Source organism: Sporosarcina sp. P2 (genome assembly GCF_002743255.1).
Lineage (GTDB): Bacteria > Bacillota > Bacilli > Bacillales_A > Planococcaceae > Sporosarcina.
This window is the reverse complement of record NZ_PDYY01000009.1, coordinates 106,802-126,976: the sequence shown is the minus strand read 5'-3', so window position 1 is coordinate 126,976 and position 20,175 is coordinate 106,802. Positions and strand designations below refer to the sequence as shown.

The 20,175-nt window shown below is 43.0% G+C and carries 20 protein-coding genes and 1 other annotated feature (1 of these 21 running past the window's edge); of the genes, 5 read left to right on the top strand and 15 right to left on the bottom strand.

Annotated elements, in window-relative coordinates; translation table 11 throughout:
* Nucleotides 1–50: a binding site (T-box leader), on the bottom strand (it extends 157 nt beyond the left edge of the window).
* A gap of 39 nt (nt 51–89) precedes the next feature.
* From recD2 to cymR, 5 genes are read right to left on the bottom strand one after another with little or no spacing between them, the layout of a single operon-like run.
* On the bottom strand, nt 90–2,516 hold the full coding sequence (gene recD2, locus CSV67_RS10955; RefSeq protein ID WP_099631623.1) for an SF1B family DNA helicase RecD2: 2,427 nt from the start codon (nt 2,514–2,516) through the stop codon (nt 90–92).
* A 31-nt stretch (nt 2,517–2,547) separates the two neighbouring features.
* Nucleotides 2,548–3,213 carry a tetratricopeptide repeat protein gene (locus CSV67_RS10950; protein WP_099631622.1) on the bottom strand — a complete coding sequence of 222 codons (666 nt, stop codon included), beginning with the start codon at nt 3,211–3,213 and terminating at the stop codon, nt 2,548–2,550.
* 12 nt (nt 3,214–3,225) lie between these two features.
* Nucleotides 3,226–4,344, bottom strand: a complete 1,119-nt coding sequence (gene mnmA / locus CSV67_RS10945; RefSeq protein ID WP_099631621.1) for a tRNA 2-thiouridine(34) synthase MnmA — start codon at nt 4,342–4,344, stop codon at nt 3,226–3,228.
* A 21-nt stretch (nt 4,345–4,365) separates the two neighbouring features.
* A complete protein-coding gene (locus tag CSV67_RS10940) occupies nt 4,366–5,514 on the bottom strand; it encodes a cysteine desulfurase family protein (RefSeq protein WP_099631620.1) in 1,149 nt (382 codons plus the stop codon).
* 12 nt (nt 5,515–5,526) lie between these two features.
* Nucleotides 5,527–5,946, bottom strand: coding sequence for a cysteine metabolism transcriptional regulator CymR (gene cymR, locus CSV67_RS10935; RefSeq protein ID WP_099631619.1), 420 nt, complete (start codon nt 5,944–5,946; stop codon nt 5,527–5,529).
* Nucleotides 5,947–6,072: 126 nt separating this feature from the next.
* Between cymR and CSV67_RS10930 the strand changes: the two genes are divergently transcribed.
* Nucleotides 6,073–7,368: a replication-associated recombination protein A gene (locus CSV67_RS10930; RefSeq protein ID WP_099631618.1), complete on the top strand. Its 1,296-nt coding sequence runs from the start codon at nt 6,073–6,075 to the stop codon at nt 7,366–7,368.
* Nucleotides 7,369–7,433: 65 nt separating this feature from the next.
* On the opposite strand, the gene CSV67_RS10925 is transcribed toward CSV67_RS10930, so the two are convergent.
* From CSV67_RS10925 to nadC, 6 genes are all read right to left on the bottom strand, one after another.
* A complete protein-coding gene (locus CSV67_RS10925) occupies nt 7,434–8,234 on the bottom strand; it encodes a DUF6612 family protein (protein ID WP_099631617.1) in 801 nt (266 codons plus the stop codon).
* A gap of 90 nt (nt 8,235–8,324) precedes the next feature.
* A complete protein-coding gene (locus tag CSV67_RS10920; RefSeq protein ID WP_099631616.1) occupies nt 8,325–9,404 on the bottom strand; it encodes a branched-chain amino acid aminotransferase in 1,080 nt (359 codons plus the stop codon).
* Nucleotides 9,405–9,423: 19 nt separating this feature from the next.
* On the bottom strand, nt 9,424–10,668 hold the full coding sequence (locus CSV67_RS10915) for a glutamate-5-semialdehyde dehydrogenase (RefSeq protein ID WP_099631615.1): 1,245 nt from the start codon (nt 10,666–10,668) through the stop codon (nt 9,424–9,426).
* A 19-nt stretch (nt 10,669–10,687) separates the two neighbouring features.
* Nucleotides 10,688–11,779 carry a glutamate 5-kinase gene (gene proB, locus CSV67_RS10910; RefSeq protein WP_099631614.1) on the bottom strand — a complete coding sequence of 364 codons (1,092 nt, stop codon included), beginning with the start codon at nt 11,777–11,779 and terminating at the stop codon, nt 10,688–10,690.
* 332 nt (nt 11,780–12,111) lie between these two features.
* Nucleotides 12,112–13,221: a quinolinate synthase NadA gene (gene nadA / locus CSV67_RS10905; protein WP_099631613.1), complete on the bottom strand. Its 1,110-nt coding sequence runs from the start codon at nt 13,219–13,221 to the stop codon at nt 12,112–12,114.
* Nucleotides 13,212–14,075, bottom strand: a complete 864-nt coding sequence (gene nadC, locus CSV67_RS10900; protein WP_099631612.1) for a carboxylating nicotinate-nucleotide diphosphorylase — start codon at nt 14,073–14,075, stop codon at nt 13,212–13,214. Before nadC ends, nadA begins: the two co-directional genes overlap by 10 nt.
* A gap of 108 nt (nt 14,076–14,183) precedes the next feature.
* Between nadC and CSV67_RS10895 the strand changes: the two genes are divergently transcribed.
* A complete protein-coding gene (locus CSV67_RS10895; protein ID WP_099631611.1) occupies nt 14,184–15,335 on the top strand; it encodes an IscS subfamily cysteine desulfurase in 1,152 nt (383 codons plus the stop codon).
* A gap of 16 nt (nt 15,336–15,351) precedes the next feature.
* Nucleotides 15,352–15,891 carry a transcription repressor NadR gene (locus CSV67_RS10890; RefSeq protein WP_099631610.1) on the top strand — a complete coding sequence of 180 codons (540 nt, stop codon included), beginning with the start codon at nt 15,352–15,354 and terminating at the stop codon, nt 15,889–15,891.
* 13 nt (nt 15,892–15,904) lie between these two features.
* Here CSV67_RS10890 and CSV67_RS10885 read toward each other — a convergent pair whose 3' ends face one another.
* Together CSV67_RS10885 and CSV67_RS10880 are read right to left on the bottom strand one after the other, a co-directional pair.
* Complete coding sequence (locus tag CSV67_RS10885) at nt 15,905–16,597, bottom strand: LrgB family protein (RefSeq protein ID WP_099631609.1); 693 nt, start codon at nt 16,595–16,597, stop codon at nt 15,905–15,907.
* Nucleotides 16,594–16,971 (bottom strand): CidA/LrgA family protein, encoded by a 378-nt coding sequence (locus CSV67_RS10880; protein ID WP_099631608.1) that lies wholly within the window; start codon nt 16,969–16,971, stop codon nt 16,594–16,596. Before CSV67_RS10880 ends, CSV67_RS10885 begins: the two co-directional genes overlap by 4 nt.
* A gap of 245 nt (nt 16,972–17,216) precedes the next feature.
* Between CSV67_RS10880 and CSV67_RS10875 the strand changes: the two genes are divergently transcribed.
* Nucleotides 17,217–17,429 carry a cold-shock protein gene (locus CSV67_RS10875; RefSeq protein WP_083035681.1) on the top strand — a complete coding sequence of 71 codons (213 nt, stop codon included), beginning with the start codon at nt 17,217–17,219 and terminating at the stop codon, nt 17,427–17,429.
* 76 nt (nt 17,430–17,505) lie between these two features.
* On the opposite strand, the gene CSV67_RS10870 is transcribed toward CSV67_RS10875, so the two are convergent.
* Nucleotides 17,506–17,703, bottom strand: coding sequence for a zinc-finger domain-containing protein (locus CSV67_RS10870; RefSeq protein WP_085133446.1), 198 nt, complete (start codon nt 17,701–17,703; stop codon nt 17,506–17,508).
* A 109-nt stretch (nt 17,704–17,812) separates the two neighbouring features.
* Here CSV67_RS10870 and CSV67_RS10865 point away from each other — a divergent pair, with 109 nt between their 5' ends.
* The gene (locus CSV67_RS10865; RefSeq protein ID WP_099631607.1) at nt 17,813–18,214 is read left to right on the top strand and encodes a reverse transcriptase-like protein; all 402 of its coding nucleotides are present in this window, start codon (nt 17,813–17,815) and stop codon (nt 18,212–18,214) included.
* 576 nt (nt 18,215–18,790) lie between these two features.
* Here the strand turns inward: CSV67_RS10865 and CSV67_RS10860 are convergent.
* Nucleotides 18,791–20,128 carry an MATE family efflux transporter gene (locus CSV67_RS10860; RefSeq protein ID WP_099631606.1) on the bottom strand — a complete coding sequence of 446 codons (1,338 nt, stop codon included), beginning with the start codon at nt 20,126–20,128 and terminating at the stop codon, nt 18,791–18,793.
* Nucleotides 20,129–20,175 lie beyond the last annotated feature (47 nt).

Genomic DNA, 20,175 nt, shown 5'->3' with positions numbered 1-20,175 from the left:
CTTTTCTATGACACAGAATAAACAGGTACTTGTTCCTTCAACGTTTTTGATTATTTCTAAACGAATTATAGGAAAGTTCTCTCGCTTTGTCAATCAGTCACTTCAAGAAAGTCAAATGGCGACACATTGTTCATGCCAATGAGCGGGTCGATGCCAGTAAAATTGTCCATTGTTAGCTTTGCTTGCGATGAATCTTGCGGTTCAACTGTCACTTTCGTAGGTGTTGCATCGAGAACAATGGTTTCCTCGCGTGGTGTTGTCTGATTTTCTTGTGTTTCACCCGAAATACGTTCTTTTAGCGTCGTCTGCCGTTCCGTTTCGTCAGTACGTGCAATACCCGCTTTAAATTCTTCCGCTTCACCGCACAGTATTAAGAAGTTCTTTGCGCGCGTAATCCCTGTGTAAAGTAAATTACGTCGCAACATTTTCCGCTGACTTCTCACGATCGGCATGACAACAATCGGAAATTCACTTCCTTGAGATTTATGGATAGAACAACAATACGCAAGTGTCAGCTGATTCAAATCACTTCGCTCGTACTGCACTTCATTGCCGTCATAGGAGACCACCATGATCGCTTTCTTGTCAGTAGTTTCTTTCGCTAACATGATCGCAACGACTTCGCCCATATCTCCGTTAAAGACATTACTTTCCGGTTGGTTGACAAGTTGCAGTACTTTATCTCCGACGCGATAGGTCGTTTCACCGAAAACCATTTCTTTTCTTCCTTCTGCAGGCGGATTCGTGACTTCTTGAATCATTTTATTCAAACCGTCTATGCCTGCTGGACCTTTATACATCGGTGCCAATACTTGAATGTCTTTAATAGAATGTCCTTTTGATGTTGCATTTTGGACAATTTGTTTGACTGCAGGCAAAATTTGATCACTCGAAGCTTTGATAAATGAACGGTCCGATGTCTTCTTTGTGACGTCCATCGTCCATTCCTTTTGCTTGATCATATGCGCCATTTCAATGATGGTCGAGCCTTCACTTTGTCGAAAAATATCCGTCAGTTCAACAACTGGAATTTTTCCTGACTGCATGAAATCACGCAACACTTGTCCAGGTCCAACGGAAGGCAGTTGATCCTGGTCTCCAACGAATAATAACTGTGCATCGTTGCGGACAGCTTTTAACAGCTGATGCATGAGCCAAGTATCTACCATGGATGTTTCATCAATGATGATGAGATTGCCATCCACTTCGCGTTCTGTCTCTTCTTCGTCGTCTTGACCCGTAAATCCGAGTAGACGATGAATCGTCATAGCAGGTAGTCCCGTCGATTCGGACATGCGTTTGGCAGCGCGTCCAGTAGGTGCTGCCAAAATGATCGGGAACGGTTCTTTTTTTCGTGCATACTCGTCGAGGTCGAGTGAGATGCCATGCAGTTCTGCATACGCCTCAACCAATCCTCTAATTACCGTTGTCTTCCCTGTCCCTGGTCCCCCCGTTAACACGAGCAGTGAAGAATGAAGGGCGCGCTCGATGGCTTCGACTTGCGTTTCAGCATATTGCACTTCCAAGCGTTCTTCAATTTCACCTATAGCTTTTCTAATTTCTGAAGCAGGAAATTGTTCAGCGACTTCATTTTCAAGAATTTTATTTACTTTAGCAGCAATACCAATTTCTGAAAAATAAAGAGATGGTAAGTAGAGACGTTGCATTTCAGCAGACAATGCGCCTTCTTCGACTAGTTCAATCACTGCTTGGGTAATCGATTCGTAGGAAATTATATGCGCCTGACTCGATTCAAGCAACTGCTTCGCTTGTGGTAAGATCACCTCAGACTCTACGTAGACATGTCCTGCTGACTGTACTTCACTATGTACACTGTAATAAACTGCTGCCTTAATACGCGCAGGATGATCCCCGACGAGCCCCAGTTGCTTCGCTAGATCGTCTGCACGTTGAAAACCGATTCCTTCGATTTCCTGAATTAAACGGTATGGATTTTCTGTCAGAATCGTGATGGCATCATCTTGATACGCTTGATAGATCCGCATGGCCACTTGTGGACCGAAGCCCCATTCATTCAGTTGCACCATCGTCCGTTCAAGACCTAGATTCTCCTGCAACACGGAAACGAGCGTATCTTTCCGCTCGTCACTTAAACGCGGGATTTGATCAAGGACACTGCGGTCTTCAAGAACTTTCTGAATGACGTTGTTGCCAAGTGTCTTGACAATATCACTAGCTGTTTTCTTCCCAATTCCAGGAAATAAATCACCGGAAAGGTAATGAATCAAACCCGCCTCTGTTGCAGGTAACTCTTTCGAGAACGTCTGCACATCGAACTGCTGTCCATGTACCGGATGGGTAACAAGTCGACCCGTAAATTTATACTCTTCTTCCGCAACTAAAGGAGGGAATGACCCTTTGATCACTATTTCACTGTCGCGGTAGTCGGTATTGGTGGATGTGACTTTCAACTTGACGATGGAAAATAGATTCGTCGTATTATGAAAAATTGTCACGACCGGCCTACCGATTAAATATTGTCCGTTTTCACTCATCGCTAGGTCTCCCTCCTTTTCACCTACTGTATTACTCGCCCTGTTCCCCAAGCTTGATCATATCGAATAAATAACGCGCCTGGGTATGGTCAGGTTCCGCAGTGAAGGCTTGCTCTAAGTGTGATAGTGCACTTGTTTTGTCTTCTGTAGAAACGGCATATAAAACGCCCAAATTATAATGGCTATCCGCATGATCAGGAGCCACTGCCAAAATGGATTCGAATACGGGCTTAGCTTCTTTAAATAATTCGAGCTTAGCTAGTAAAATCCCATACGACAATGCCACTTCCTGATCGTCAGGATTTAATTCAACGGCACGTTGCAAATAAGGCAATGCTAATCGGTCATTACCTGTTTGTTCTATACTTTTACCTAGCATGAAATAGGCATCGGCAGAATCCAATCCTGTATTGATGGCTTTTTCATATAATTTTGCTGCTTCTTCAAAGCGCTCTTGATTGTAATACAGATTCGCCAGTCCATAAAAAGCGGTTCCTGCATTTTCATCAAGCGTCAACGCTTTTTGGAAAAATGGTTCCGCCTGCTCGGCGTCTCCAAGCGATGCAAAAATGTTTCCAATATTGATATAGCCCGTAGGCTCTTCCGGATTTTCTTCTACTGCTTTCATGAAAAGCTCAATCGCTTTTTCATAATTGCCTTCTTGCATTTCTTTAATCGCATCTTGATGTATCGACATGCTGTTGCCTCCTTATCCGACGTACGTCAGTTTCTTGCCATCTTTATATACTTCATTGATTGTCCCGCCACCTAGGCACTCATCACCGTCATACAACACGACAGCTTGTCCTGGCGTGACTGCGCGAACTGGTTCATCGAACGTGACGATCGCTTCATCACCAACTAACTGCACAGTAACTTTCGTATCCGGCTGACGATAACGGAATTTAGCTGTACACGTGAATGTCTCCGGTAATTCTTTCGGTGTACAAATATTCATATCCGTTGCTTGTAAACTAGTTGAGAATAATGTGTCGTGATAGAAGCCTTGTTCAACTAGCAACACATTGCGTTCCAAGTCTTTACCAACCGCAAACCAAGGTTCTCCAGCTCCACCAATACCTAGACCGTGACGCTGTCCAATTGTGTGATACATGAGTCCGTCATGCGTGCCCATCTTCACTCCCGCCATTGTCTGCATCTCGCCTGGACGTGCAGGTAAGTACTCCCCAAGAAACTCCTTGAAATTGCGTTCACCAATGAAGCAAATGCCAGTTGAATCTTTTTTCTTCGCAGTTGCGAGACCTGCTTGTTCTGCGATTTCACGGACTTCACTTTTCTCCATATGACCTAGAGGAAATAGTACTTGCTGAAGTTGTTCTTGTGTTAATTGATTTAAGAAGTAGGTTTGATCTTTATTATTGTCTACACCACGGAGCATCGCTACACCGTTTTCGCGTTCTACGACTTGTGCATAATGTCCAGTCGCCAAATAATCGGCACCTAGACTTTTTGCGTGTTCGAGGAATGCTTTGAATTTTATTTCTTTATTACACATTACATCAGGATTTGGTGTGCGGCCTTTTTTATATTCATCAAGAAAATACGTGAATACTTTATCCCAATATTGTTTTTCAAAATTAACAGAGTAATACGGAATGCCGATCTGATCACAGACACTGCGTACATCTTCGAAATCTTCTGTCGCGGTACAATGTCCCGATTCGTCCGTGTCATCCCAGTTTTTCATGAAGATTCCAATCACTTCATAACCTTGTTGTTTTAAGAGTAATGCCGCAACCGAAGAGTCCACTCCGCCTGACATTCCAATGACTACACGTGTATCGGCAGGTGCTTTTTTCGTTGTCATATTGTTCATCCTTTACTTAATTCATTTCACTAGTCGTTTGACTACACTTGCGATTCGATTTGCTGCTTCTTCTATAATGGCCTCATCCAAGTCATAGCCGAAACTAATGCGGATTGAGTTCCTAGCTTTATCTGATTCTGTACCAAACATAGCTGTTACGACATGTGACGGTTCAAATGACCCTGCAGTACAAGCTGAACCGCTTGATACAGCTATGCCTTCTAAATCCAAGCTCATCAAAAATGTTTCCACATCGGTGCCTGGAAACGATACATGATAAATATGCGGTAAAGATGCTACTGCTTGGGGAATGGTCGGTCGGAAATCGATTTGGTGTTTCTCAAAGACTGCCGCCATTTTTTGTTTAAACGTAGAATAGTTTTCTTGTTTAACTAGTTTTGATTGCTCGGCAATGGATACCGCCTCTGCAAATGCAACTGCGGCTGGTACATTTTCAGTACCTGCGCGGCGTTTCTTCTCTTGTGAACCTCCGAGTACTTGACTCGACAGCACCTTGCCATTTCGCTGATAAAGAAAGCCTATGCCTTTGGGTCCGTTCAGTTTATGTGCTGAAACTGACAATAAATCGACTTGCAACTCTTCAACATCGAGTTGGCACGTTCCGTAAGCTTGCACCGCATCTGTGTGGAATACGGACTGATGTGTCGAGAGTAGCTGACCGATCTCCGCAATTGGCTGGATCGTTCCCACTTCATTGTTTCCGTACATAATAGAGACTAAAATGGTTTCTTCTGTTAACGCGTGCTGAACTTGCTCTGCCGTAATGACCCCACTCTGGTCAGGTGATAGATAAGTCACGTTATAGCCTTGTGACTCCAGTTGTTTACACGGGTTTAACACCGCATGATGTTCGATTTCCGTTGTGATAATATGTTTGCCTTCTGTTTTCACCGACCGTACGTACCCAAAAATCGCTAAGTTATCCGCTTCTGTTCCTCCAGAAGTAAGAATGATTTCATTGGGTGACGCATTGATCGAGGATGCTAACGTTTTGCGAGCATCTTCCAGCACTTTCTTCGCGTGACGACCCAATTGATGCGTACTTGAAGGATTACCATACGTATCTTGCAACGCAGTCTTGAATCGCTCCAATACGACTGGATGCATCGGTGTCGTTGCAGCATAATCTAAATATATAGCTGGTTTCATAGCTAAACTCCTTTAAATATAGAACATGTATTCGTCGATAGTGGACGTATCTTCAAATTCAATTAAATCCTTGATCGTCGTATGATCTAATACCCCTCGGATTGCATCTCCGATTCGTTTCCATAGTTCGCGTTGCGGAATATCATCGTCATCCAATCCTTCGACTAATTGGATCGGTCCTTCAAGCAAACGGATGATGTCGCCTGCCATAATTTCAGAAGGATCTTTGGCGAGTTTATAGCCACCGTATGCCCCGCGGACACTCTTCACTATTCCGCTGTTGCGTAAAGGCGGGATGAGTTGTTCCAAATATGCTTCGGAGAGATTTTGCTCTTCTGCGATTTTACGCAAAGGCACGGGACCTTCTCCATATTTTCGTCCTAATTCTACTATTACTGTAAGCCCGTATCGGCCTTTAGTGGATATTTTCATTGGGCATCGTCCTTTACTAAAATTGCTGAAATCAGTATAGCATAATTGTATCATTGGTTCTTGCAAATGACTTCACTAATGTTTTACAGTATAATGAAAGAACAAACGTACGCTAGGAGGATATACATGCATAATGAACCTTTGGCTTTTCGTATGCGGCCCGAGACGATTGATGAAGTGATCGGACAAGACCACGTCATCGGCAACCGTACTCCCTTATATCGGATGATCAAGAACGGGCATGTCCCATCTCTTTTATTATATGGTGAACCAGGCATTGGAAAAACGTCTCTAGCCTACGCGATCGCGGGTACGTCGAAACTACCTTTCATTGCGTTGAATGCGACAGTGGCAGGCAAAAAAGATGTAGAAGATGTAGTGAAAGAAGCACGAATGACAGGTAAAGTATTGCTATTCTTAGATGAAATTCATCGTTTCAATAAATTGCAACAAGATACATTGCTTCCTCACGTAGAAAGCGGTTCGATTGTCTTGATCGGCGCGACAACGGAAAATCCATTCCACGATGTCAATCCCGCTATTCGTTCACGTTGTGGTGAAATCGTTCAATTGAAGCGATTGCAACCAACAGACTTACTCAAATTACTTGAGCGCACGTTAACAGACGAGAAAAAAGGACTTGGTAAGGAAACGATTGGCATCACGACAGAACAACTAGAGAAAATCTCAGAAGGTGTGAATGGTGATGCGCGAAAAGCGTTAACTTTCCTTGAATCATTACTGGCTGCAAGTGATGAAGAGGATGGCAAAATTATTATTGAAGATGCATTACTTGATCAATTATTAACTAGGATTAGTTTACTAGGCGACAAAAAGGGCTCACATCATTTTAATTTATTATCCGCTTTGCAAAAAAGTGTACGCGGTAGCGATGTCGATGCGGCGCTTTATTATTTGGCCCAATTACTTGAAATTGGGGATCTAACTGCCGTTACAAGACGCATACTCGTCATGAGTTATGAAGATATCGGATTGGCAGCGCCGGATGTAGGGAGCCGAGTTCTTGCGGCTACAGACGCCGCACAGCGTCTCGGCATGCCAGAAGCCCGCATTCCACTTGCCACGGCAATTATAGAAATGTGTTTAGCCTCTAAATCAAACTCCGCTTATAAAGCGATCGATGCGGCTACAAAAACCTTACATGAAAAACCAACTGGTGAAATTCCTATGCATTTACGTGACACGCACTACAGCGGATCAGCTGCACTCGGTCATGGAGGCTACGTCTACCCACATGCAACGCCAGTAGGGACATTTGGCGGTTGGACAGACCAACAATATATGCCTGACAACTTAGTAAACTCCAAGTTCTACACCCCTGTAGAAGCTGGTGAAGAAACTAGAATGGCTGCCATTCACAAACGGCTTCAGTCATTCAAAGGTAAAAAGAATCCACGTTAAAGATTTAGCTAGATATAGCAAAAAATCCACAACAACCCTCAGTAGGTCAGTGTGGATTTTTTCTATTACTTAAACATCTCCGCATCTTTCGGTGTGGAAATCGCATCGATATCATTAAAATAACTATACTTTGCATCGAGTTTCTGCTTATATCGAATATAATCCCGGCCGAAATAACTTGTGACATTCGCTGACATTTTCATGCCCGTCACAAACATCGTTTTTTCATTTACCGTTAGCTCTACATCCAGTTTCTCCACTACAGGGAATCCGCCGTGCGTATGGACAAACTTTTCTGGTTGCGGACTATTCACTGATACCACTTCCATCAACTGTCGATAATCAGCTGGGGATAGTGAAAACTGCAATGCATAGCCATAATCAATCTTTTCTATTTCTGCATCATGCAAGAAAGGTTTTAACAGCGAAAAGTCCATTACTGGCGAAACAAACGGCACCCACACACCAAGCAATTCCGTGCGTTGCTTTTCTGTTAGCTCTTGCCATTCACTTTTTTCTGTTTCAACTGTCTCTTGCATAGCTAATTGATCACCTTGGCGAAATAGTTGAATGTTTTTCGCGCCTTGTTTTGGAATTTTCCAGACGACATCCTCTGAAATTTTCAATGGATTCTGTTCAATATCCGCCTGAACTTGTACATTTTTACTTGTCCGTTTTGCAGGATCGGATGTAACGCTACTTTCGTCGTACGCGATATTGGCATGGACAGACTCCAATTCATTCATCGCTTGTTCCGCTTTTTTCAATAAATCTTCCGCACTTGACGGAGCGGAAGACGTTTTTCCGCATCCCGTCACTGTAAATAGCACCACTGCCAGGAATAGAACGATCAAACTTTTGTTCATCAGGAAACTCCCCTTCAATCAAAACTATTAACAGTGTACTTCACAGCACCGCAGTTGTCACGGAACATTCCACCTTATTTGTGAAGGAAATTAGTCTACCGGCACAACCCAGTTAAATGGATCTTCTACTTTTCCTGTCTGGATGCCTGTAATCGTCTCATAAAGTTTTAATGAAAGCTCACCGATTTCATTCTGATTGATCTCGCATTTTTCGCCCTCAAAGAACAGTTCGCCTATCGGGGAAATAACAGCGGCCGTTCCTGTCCCAAATGCTTCTTCCAACGTGCCTGCGCGATTGGCTTCCATAATTTCCTCGATGGACACTTTACGTTCTGTTACGGGAATATCCCAAGCTATCAATAACTCAATAACGGATTTGCGCGTGATGCCTTCTAAAATACTACCATTGAGGCTTGGCGTGATAATCTCTCCATTGATTTTGAAGAATACATTCATCGCACCTACTTCTTCAATATAGCGATGTTCTTTTGCATCAAGCCATAGAACTTGCGAATACCCTTCTGCTTCCGCAACTTCTTGAGCTTTCATCGCCCCAGCATAGTTACCGGCTGTTTTCGCAGAGCCTGTACCACCTACTGCGGCACGGACATACTGGGATTCAACCGCAATTTTGACAGGATTCACTCCTTCTTTATAATACGGACCTACCGGCGATAAAATGATCATTAGGCGGTACGTTTTAGAAGGGGCTACACCTAAATAAGGTTGTGTAGCGAAAATGAAAGGACGCACATAAAGTGATGTCCCTGCTCTATCGGGAATCCAATCTTTTTCAAGAGAAATCAATTCCTTTAGTGCACTTAATACGAATTTCTCATCGAACATCGGCATGCATAATCTATCACTAGAACGGTTTAGCCGTTTCATGTTTTCCTCCGGACGGAACAAGACTACTTCTTTGTCTTCATTTAAATAAGCTTTCAAACCTTCGAAAACAGTTTGTCCATAATGCAACACGATAGCGGCTGGATCCAAAAGAAACGGCTTATACTGCTCAATACGTGGATCATGCCATCCCGTTCCATCCGTATAGTCCATCACAAACATGTGATCAGTGAAAATTGTTCCGAAAGCAAGTGGATCATCCGTTGCCGGCTTGTCTTTTGGTGCGGAAGTTTCAAAATGTAAAATATGTTTTTCATTTGCCATACATAAACCCTCCTACATATTATCTGATTTGACCGGTTCCTCGAATAACAAATTTTGAAGAAGTCAATGCCTCTAATCCCATTGGACCTCTTGCGTGAAGCTTTTGTGTACTGATACCTATTTCTGCACCATATCCGAATTCAAAGCCATCCGTAAAGCGAGTGGAAGCATTAACATAAACAGCTGCCGCATCGACGCTATTCAAAAATTGCTCAGCATGTGCATCTGTCTGTGTAATAATACTTTCCGAATGCTTCGTGCTGTATGTTGCAATATGATCGAGTGCTTGCTGTACATTTTCCACGCTTTTTACGCGTAATGTCAAGTCCAGGTATTCACTTGACCAATCATTTTCTTCAACCGCAGCAATATTCGAATCAAACGCCTGAAGTTTCTCGTCACCTTGCAGTTGAACATCATAGTCTTGTAATGCGTTGATCAAATTTTTTCCGTACTGCGACAACCAGTTGGAATCGATCAGAACGGTTTCGATCGCGTTACACACCGACGGACGCTGTGTTTTGGCGTTGACTACTATATCAATCGCCATTTTCTCATCTGCGGATTCATCAATAAATACATGACAGTTCCCCGCCCCTGTTTCAATCACCGGTACCGTAGATTCACGGATAACAGTCTGGATTAACTTCGCACCGCCACGTGGAATCAAAACATCTAAATAGTCGTTGAGTGTGAACAATTCTTTTGCTGTTTCTCGACTTGTGTCTTCAATTAATTGAACAGAATCGACGGGTAATGAACTTTTTTCGAGGCCGCATTGAATAACACGCCATAGGGCCAAATTAGAATATTTTGCGGACGAGCTACCACGCAACACGACCGCATTCCCTGTTTTCAATGCCAACGATGCAGCATCTATCGTAACATTCGGACGCGCTTCATAAATCATGGCGATGACACCAATGGGCACGCGCTTCTTGACAATATGTAATCCGTTCTCCTTATTGATTTCCTCTAGCGTTTCTCCAATTGGATCTTGTAAATTAATCAGTAGACGAACACCTTCCGCCATAGCTTCAATGCGTTCAGGCGTCAATAAAATACGATCGAGAACAGCTGCGTCAATTCCTTTTTCGCGACCTTCTTCAATATCTTTTTTATTCTCAGCGAGCAATTGATCCTGTTCTTTCATTAATTGATCAGCAATTAACTGCAATGCATCGTTTTTCTCTTCTGTCGTTGCTACGTTTAGCACAATACTTGCTTCTTTTGCCGCCTTGCCTTTATCTCTAATCTCACTCATACTATTTTCTCTCCTTTGATTATACTTGTACCCAGCGGTCCCGGTGAATGACTTCTAGCATCGGCTTGGATTCTTCCAGTTTATCCTTATCGGATATCGTTTGCTTTAATTGCTCAGACGAATAGGTGACTTCACCTTTACCGATCAAACCATCTAAACCAAACACTTCCACCACTTCTCCAATACCAAAATTCCCCTGTACTTTAAAGACACCTGCTGGTAATAAACTGCGTCCGTTATGCATAATGGCTTCTTCAGCCCCTTTATCCACGTACAGACGTCCAGTTGATTCGGAATGAAGGGCAATCCATTGGCGGTTCGTATTAATCGTATTGGCAACAGGACTGGAAATATATGTGCCGTCTCCATGACCTTTTAAAATATCCAACAATTTTGATGGACCGCGTCCTGTTCCAATGAAGACCGGAACTGCCAACGTGTGGGCAGTTTTTGCAGCTAGTATCTTCGAACGCATGCCTCCTGTCCCAACTTTCGAGCCGACATCGTCAGCGCCACCCAGTAATTCATCCGTGATTTCATCCAATTTAGTCAATCGTACAGCGTCTGGATCTGTTCGTGGATTACTTGTGTAGATCCCGTTGACATCGGTTAAGATAATCAACTGATCCGCATGTAGAAAACCACTGACCAATGCGGATAGCATATCATTATCACCAAACGTTAACTCGTCAATGGATACTGTATCATTTTCGTTAATGATCGGCATAATGCCACGATCAAGTAATTCAGACATCGCTGCAAATGCGTTGCGGTATCGATCGCGATCGGCAAAGTCATGACGCGTCAATAAGATCTGAGCTGGAATGACTTTATGTGCGCTAAACCTCTCAATATAGGACTGTATCAATAAGCTCTGCCCTACTGCTGCTGCGGCTTGTTTACCTTTTATGGTCTGTGGACGGGTAGGATAACCGAGACGAGCAAAGCCTGCCGCCACCGCTCCTGAAGAGACAACAATGACTTCATGTCCAACGTTTTTTAGCATCGCCAAGGCATCGACATGATCATTGAATTTTACCTGATCGATTTCTCCATTATCATTCGTTAACGAGCTGCTACCGATTTTCACAACTATTCGTTGTCTTTTCATATGAATTCGCCTTCCATTTCTCCATATCATCTATATTTATAAAATAAAAAAGCCCAATCGTCCCGATATAATCAGGACGAAAGGACGTAACTTCCGCGGTGCCACCATCATTGGACTCGTCTTCACGAATCCCACTTTCCTTTTAACGCCAAGGTCCGCGCCTGTTTTTTACAGGACTCAAAAGGCAGGTTCGACAAGGCATTGCGACGGAAACTTCCAGCCGATGGATTCCGCTCTCTAACACATGCTATTTATCTACTGGTCCTTCTTCAACATTCACTATCATTTTCCCAATCATACAATATTCAGAGTAATTGTCAAGCGCTGCTACGTTAGTTTCGTTGCAACATACGGTTAAGCGCATCAATCGCTTCAGCGGAAGTCACTGCATCCACTTTGATGATATTTTGCTCTGCGCCTTCCATGATACTTTCCAAACTCCATAGTAAATGGGGTAAATCGATACGGTTCATTGTCAAACAAGGACACATTAAAGGGTTTAAGGAAATGATATCTTGCTCAGGATGATTTTCCGTCAGGCGATTGACCAAATTCATTTCCGTGCCAATCGCCCATTTCGTACCAGGAGCCGCGGCTTCAATTTGATCAATAATATACTTCGTAGAACCAGCGTCATCAGACTTCATCACGACTTCATGTGAACATTCCGGGTGGACGATAATACGCCGATCAGAATCATTTTCACGTAACTGACGAATGTTTTCTACCGTGAAGTTCTCGTGAACCGAGCAATGCCCTTTCCATAATATCACTTGACACTCTTCGTTTTGTCCATCGTATTCGAGAGTATCCGTTATGGGATTCCATACGGCCATATGATCAAGAGGCACACCGAGCCCATACGCTGTATTGCGTCCTAAATGCTGATCAGGTAAGAATAAAATTCGTTTTTTCTGAGTGAATGCCCATTGAACGATTTCTTTCGCATTTGACGAAGTCACTGTCGCGCCACCATTACGGCCGACGAACGCTTTAATTGCTGCCGTTGAATTGACATACGTCAATGGCAGAATCGTATCACCAAAACGCGCTTGCAAGTCCTTCCATGCGCGTTCCGTTTGGAAAATGTCCGCCATATCAGCCATCGAACAACCGGCACGCATATCAGGCAAATAGACTTTTTGATTTTCCGTTGTTAGAATGTCCGCCGTTTCCGCCATGAAGTGCACACCGCAAAACACAATATGTTCCGCTTTATCGTTCGCTGCGCAAATTTGTGCTAATTGCAAAGAATCTCCCGTAGCATCCGCAAATTGAATGACTTCATTTTTCTGGTAGTGGTGGCCAGGAATAAATAATTTGTTTCCCAATTTTTGTTTAATGGCCCGAATTTTTTCTTCCATTTCACTCACCGTATACTGTTTATATTGTTCAGGCAACATAGCGTTTGCCTGTTCTTTTAGAAGTTCCATCATCGACATATTCTTCCATCCTCCTGCGTTGTAAGTTGTATAGTTGCACTAATGTCAGCTGCAATTACGGAATGTGTCAGTGCGCCAACCGATATGTAATCAATTCCCGTCTCACCATACGAAGCGATGGTGTCTTCTGTAATCATGCCGGAAGCTTCGGTTATGATATCCGGGGGGACTAATGGCAACCAGTCCGTAATTTGTTGTGGCGTTCGGTTATCAAACATAATAATATCCACGTTTGCCTCTATAGCTTCTTGGAGTTGCGCTAGTGATTCAATTTCTACTTCTATTTTCACCGTATGACCTAATCGTGTTCTCAGGTTTTGCACGGCATTCGTAATAGAACCTGCATATGCCAAGTGATTATCTTTTAGCATCACCGCGTCATATAAACCGTTGCGGTGATTAAATCCACCGCCTGTACGAACTGCATATTTATCTAGCATGCGGAGTCCGGGTGCTGTCTTGCGTGTATCACAAACTCTTGTATTTGTTCCCGACAATAAAGCGGTTAGGTCAGCAGTTTTCGTTGCAATCGCAGTCATTCGCTGGATACAATTCAGTATCACTCGTTCCGCGGTCAATAGACTTCTAACAGGCCCTTTTACAGTTGCGAGTATTTGCTTGTCCGTTATTCTTTCACCATCTTCTACGAGACACGTGACTTCTATAGTAGGATTCATTACTTGAAAACCTGCCGTGATGACATCTACCCCGCAAAATACTCCTGGAGTTTTAGAGATGATTTGCATTTCACCTATCGCATCTGCGGGAAATAATGAATTAGCCGACAAATCACCATCTCCCACGTCTTCTATGAAAAACTGTTCAAGCATTGAGACCAATTTGATTCTATTCATCTGTATTCCTACGACCCTTCTCTATACGTAGTGTCTTTACATCTATCTTTACATATATACAGTTGTATGACAAGATGAATATATTATTTTTTGCAGGAGGTCATTCATTTGCATTACTTTGATTACGCTGCCACAACACCTCTCCGTGAGGAAGCTGCCTCAGTCTATATATCAGTCTCTCAACAACAATTTGGTAATACGACGAGCCTGCACGACGCAGGAGGGGCAGCGCAAAACATCTTGACCCATAGCAGACAACACCTATCTGCACTTCTCGGTGTACGTCCTGAAGGGATATACTTCACTTCGAGCGGTACGGAAAGTAACACGCTCGCACTACTATCTTTAGCTGAGTCTGCAAAGAAAAAAGGACAGCATATTATTCTTTCTGCGGCGGAACACCCTTCTTTGCATTCAGCTGCTGCGTACCTTGAAGGGCAAGACTTCCATATCACCATGATCCCTTTTACAACGAAAGGTATCATCGATTTACAAGCACTTGAAAATGCCATTACTGAACAAACGACTGTTGTATCTGTGCAACACTGCAATCCGGAAATCGGTACCATTCAACCGATCCAATCTATATCTGAATTAGTAAAACCTAAAGGGATTTATTTGCATAGTGACTGTGTACAATCATTCGGTAAATTATCTGTGCGTGATATCTCTCCATATGTAGACAGCTTGTCCATATCAAGCCATAAAGTGCATGGTCCAAAAGGGGTTGGCGCAGTCTATATCGATCCAAGTATACGTGCAGTTCCGCTATTTCCAGGTGCTACACAAGAGAAAGGATTCAGAGGTGGAACGGTGAATGTACCAGGAATTGCTGCATTCGTTACGGCAGCTGAGTTGGCAAATCCCAATGAAGTAAAGTACGCTACATTACGCACTCTCTTTATGGATATACTTTCCACCCGGCAAGATTTATTCACTTTCTATGGCAGTCTAAAGACATTTGAACAACTTCCGCAAATTATTGGTCTATGCGCCAAACATTCAGAAGGACAGCTCATTATGTTAGAATTAAATAGAAGAGGATTTGCGGTGTCAACAGGCAGTGCGTGCCAGGTCGGTCAGCAACAGTCATCTATGACGATGAGCGCGATGAATATACCCGCCCACTCAGCGAAAGGATTCATTCGGATTTCATTTGGCGAGACATCAACGAGTGAAAACGTCACTCAACTGGCAAACGCGTTACTTGAAGTCGCGGTATTACCACATACAGCACAAACCCCAATAGATATTTTATAGATAGAAGGTGAGAAATTTGCGAACAAAAGCAAAAGTGGCAGGAGAACAACGTCGAAATTTGATTCTCCAAACGTTAAAAGAAGCTAATCATCCCGTTACGGGTGCAGAACTAGGTGACTTAACAAAGGTTAGCAGACAAGTAATCGTCAGCGATATTAATTTATTGAAAGCAAAAGACGAACCCATCATGGCGACAAATCAAGGATACTTATACACGCAGTCAACTAAAAAAGTAAAAGACATGGAGAAAATCATCGTCTGTAAACATTCTCCTGAACAAACTGAAGAAGAGTTGCATATTTTAGTCGACCACGGCGTAACCGTAAGAGATGTGCGAGTTGAACATCCTGTGTATGGCGATGTACGCGCATCGATCATGGTATCGAACCGGCAAGAAGTCAAGACGTTCATCGAACAGATCCAGCAAGCACAAGCGCCTTATCTATTGAATTTGGATGATAGCGGGATTCATTTACACGCTATTTCCGCTCCACGAATAGAACAGCTACGCGATGCAGAAGAAGCATTAAAAAAAGCGGGATTCCTAATAGAATAGGAATTCCGCTTTTCTATGGAAATAACCAAATACCGAATAGAGGGCCTGCGAACGCGCCGATAATTGCTGACAACGTCATGGCAACTGAACTCATGGATGACGTTTGTTCACCGTACTCTAGTGATTTAGACGTTCCAATTGCGTGTGCACCCACACCAAGACCGATGCCCTGACCAATCGCTGTGTCAATCTTGAACCAGCGATTGATCCAAGGACCCATGAGGATTCCAGCGAGGCCGGCGATAATGACGAATACGGTCGCTAGTGAAGGAATACCACCGAGTTCTGCTGCTATTTGCATGGCAATTGGGGAAGTAATGGATTTTGGTAAAATACTCGCTAGAAGTTCAGTCGAAAATCCGACCCATCTTGCTGCTAGGACGCCTGTCAACATTCCAACAATACCACCCACAACGACTCCACCAAAGATAGGCAACACATTCATTTTAATGACATCCCGTTGTTTATAGAGTGGAATACAAAGAGAGACAATGGCAGGGCCAAGCAACGCGTCAATCCATTTACCACCTACCATATACGTTTCATAAGACGCGTCGAATAACGATAACAATACAATGACTGCGATATTTGTTGTCAGGATGGGTACTAAAAACGGCGAACGTAACCTTACATAAACAGCATTCATCACAAAATAAAGAATAACCGTTAATAGGATCATCGTGAAGGCAAGTACAACTGTATTCATGAAAGAGTCCCCTCCTCTTTCACATTGTGCTTGGCCATAAATTGGCTGACCAAACTGGCTACGACCATCGTAATAAATGTACTACCGATTGTGATCAAGATCAGTAGACTTCCTTTCCCTGCGAACACATGACCATAATCCATCACGCCAACCGTTGCGGGGATCAGATACAGTGGCAAAGTCGATAGAAATACATATGCACCTTTTTCCACCCAGCGAAGTGGAATGATTTTGATCGATAACAGTCCCCATAACACTAGCAAACCGATAATACTACCTGGCAACGGAATGGAGAGTTTTGCGTGTAAAAATTTCCCTGTTAGAAAGAGTATGTATAAAAATCCTACTTGCAAAAGCGTGATGACAATTTTCACTCCAACACTTCCTTACCTAATTCATAAGTATAGTAAAAATGAATCCTTCTTCATTATAGATACTATTCAGACAAAAACCAATACTTTCCTTGCTATTTTTGAATAGTAATCAGAGTATTCCGTCTAACATTGACACGCTTGGTCCACTCATGTATAGTGTAAGAAGCCGTATTGTGTAAGTTGTCCGTAGTAGGCTTGCACGTTACGTGTGGAGATGGATTTCTAATTGCCGAGGAGGAATTATTATGCACCAAGGTAAAGTGAAGTGGTTCAGCAGTGACAAAGGGTATGGATTTATCGAAGCAGATGATGGTGAAGATGTATTTGTGCATTTCACAGGAATTGCTACAGATGGATTTAAAACACTGGCTGAAGGTCAAACAGTTTCTTTTGAAGTAATTGAAGGAAATCGTGGTCCACAGGCGGCTAACGTATCGACTCTTGAGGATGAAGTGTAACCTCATCTCGACATAGACAGCTGAATTTATAACATAAACAAAGCATCCACGCAGTTGCGGGATGCTTTTTCATTATTTATTTGGAGGCAGTACTGATCTTGTTAATTTCTCTCCCAAGGAATTGTAGCTGGTCTCCTACTGTACAGTCAGAAATACAAAATTGGTGAGCGCCTGTTTTGCCGCGTTCGTTTGTAAGTTGTTTTTTGACGTAACAACCTTCACAATATATATCAAGCAATTGATTAATTTCTTTCATGACAACGACTTTATTCATTAGAAAAGAACTCCCACCTTTCTTTTATCTATTTTAAGTCGGCTGACGGGATGTTGCAAGTATTTCCACGTTTTTTACAATTCATTACCAGATTGGAGCGGAAAATCTTATGTTGGAAGTGTATATAGATGGTGCAAGCGCAGGTAATCCGGGATTGAGCGGAATTGGTGTGTATATTAAAGGAGAAGGTCAGGACGTGCGGATTAGTGAGCCGATTGAGCCGACGAATAATCATCACGCGGAGTTTCAAGCGCTTGTGAGAGGTCTTGAGGAGGCGTCAAAGCTGACAACAGGCATGGTGTCGATACGCTCGGATTCGACGGTGGTCGTGCAGTCGATGGAGAAGGAATTTGTAAAGAACGCGCAGTATGCACCTTATTTGAAAGAGGCATTGAGACTAGCAGCGACGTTTGAATTGTTCTTTATTAAGTGGATTGCCGACAGTACAAACAAGACGGCAGATATGCTTGCGCGACAAGCGATTTTGTTGCAGAAAAAGCAAAAAGGATGAGCTGGGCAAGATGTTTTGTCATCTTGTGAGAACCGTCACTAAAAGAGTGTGCTGCTAGTGCTTTATTTTTATTCGTAAAGGTCGTGCTTCATGACGACCTTTCTTGCAGGGGATTAAGTGGTTGCGACTGTTAATCTGTGCTGCAGCCGGACGTGTATCTTAGAAAGGCAGAACAACAAGTAGATGACTAAAATTAGTGGGTAAACATAAAGTGATACTCTCCCGAATTTGTCTTTTTACGCCGAACAAGGATAAAGTGGCATTGGTATGAATAATCTACCCGAAAAAAAAAGGCAAAGAAAAGCCAGTCTTATAAGTAGACTAACAAAAGAAATCATTCCTACTCTCCGGGTACTTTGCAAGAGTATGACCTCCTAATTCTCGACAAGATGATAGCCCGTTACATGTTTTTTATTCCGCATATCAACCTCATTAAACGCGGTATTCCGTGAACCTATATAACATAGCCCCCCGCTGTTTTAGCACTATACATATTCCATTGCAATGATTGAATTAGGTTCACGAATCGGTCTTCATACTTTCTATATCCAGTACCTTCCACTCTAGTCGTTTGATTCATTCCCCGAAAGCTTCGGCTTCTCGCCATTTTCCATATCGGTAATACATAAACGCGACGATACTACTAATAACAAAACTGACGCCCATCCCGAGTGCAATTCCTTTCTCACCCATGATGCCTGACAATATGTACGTAATGGGAAAACGAAGAATCCAAAAAGAAATGATGTTTAGCACAAGCACTTGGAACATTGCGCCCGCCGCACGGACAGCCCCATTTAAAACAAAATTAATGCCTAGGAACGGATAAAATAATGCAATTACCTTTAAATAGTTTTTACCAAAATCAGCGGCTTCCGGTTCCGTTATGAATAGCTTAATCCCATAATCTGCAAATAGGATGATAAGAATTGCGATTGCAAACATGATAATCAAATTATATATAAACCCGTACAACGTAATTCTATGAACCCGGTCCCATCTGCCCGCCCCGATATTTTGACCCGCCATACTATTGACCGCAGTTCCGAGTGCTTGGGCCGGCAGCATAATCAAACTATCCAATCTTTGTGCCGCCCCGTATCCCGCGACAACTGCCGGGCCGAATGATGCGACTACACTCATGATTGCCATCACACCAGCCGAAATGACGCTCATCTGTAAACCCGCAGGAATTCCCAACTTCAATATATCGAGTACTTCCCGGCACTCTGGAATATGTGGTTTTGAGAATGGTACCAGGCTTTTCCGCACTGAATAAATAGCACCAGCGGCAAATGCGATTCCCTGTGAGAATATCGTTGCATAGGCAGCGCCTTGAACTCCCCATCCAAAGACGTAAATAAATAAAGGATCAAGTACTGTGTTCAAAATAACTGCGGCTAACACAAAATAAAGCGGTGTCTTCGAATCGCCAACCGATCTGAATACGGTACCAATAAAATTATAGCCGAATAAGAAAAGGATCCCGATGAAATTAATTCGCAAATACGAAACGCCCATCGCCAACATCGCCTCGGGAGTTCCAAGTAATAGCAAGAGTGGTTCCGCTAATATAAATCCTGCAACACCTAGCACGATGGACATGCAGAAAAGCAGAACGACAAATGCATTCAAATAACGCCGAAGTCCCGACTCGCTACCTCTGCCTTTTTGCTGGGATAAAATTGTCAGTGCGGCATTGTTCAAGCCGATGACGAATGACAAAACCGTAAAAACGACTGTCCCGGAAATAGCCACAGCACCAAGTGCATCCGCACCAATCAAATTCCCTACCCACAAGCTATCGATAAATTGATAGGATGCTTGTAGTAAATTTGTTATCATAATGGGTCCTGAAAAAAGCATGAGTTGTTTTAGTGCATTTCCTTCTGTAAAATCCTGCTGCCTTACCATCCTTTTCCTCCCTGCATTTATTAAAACTCACCACTTGATCTTTTTTA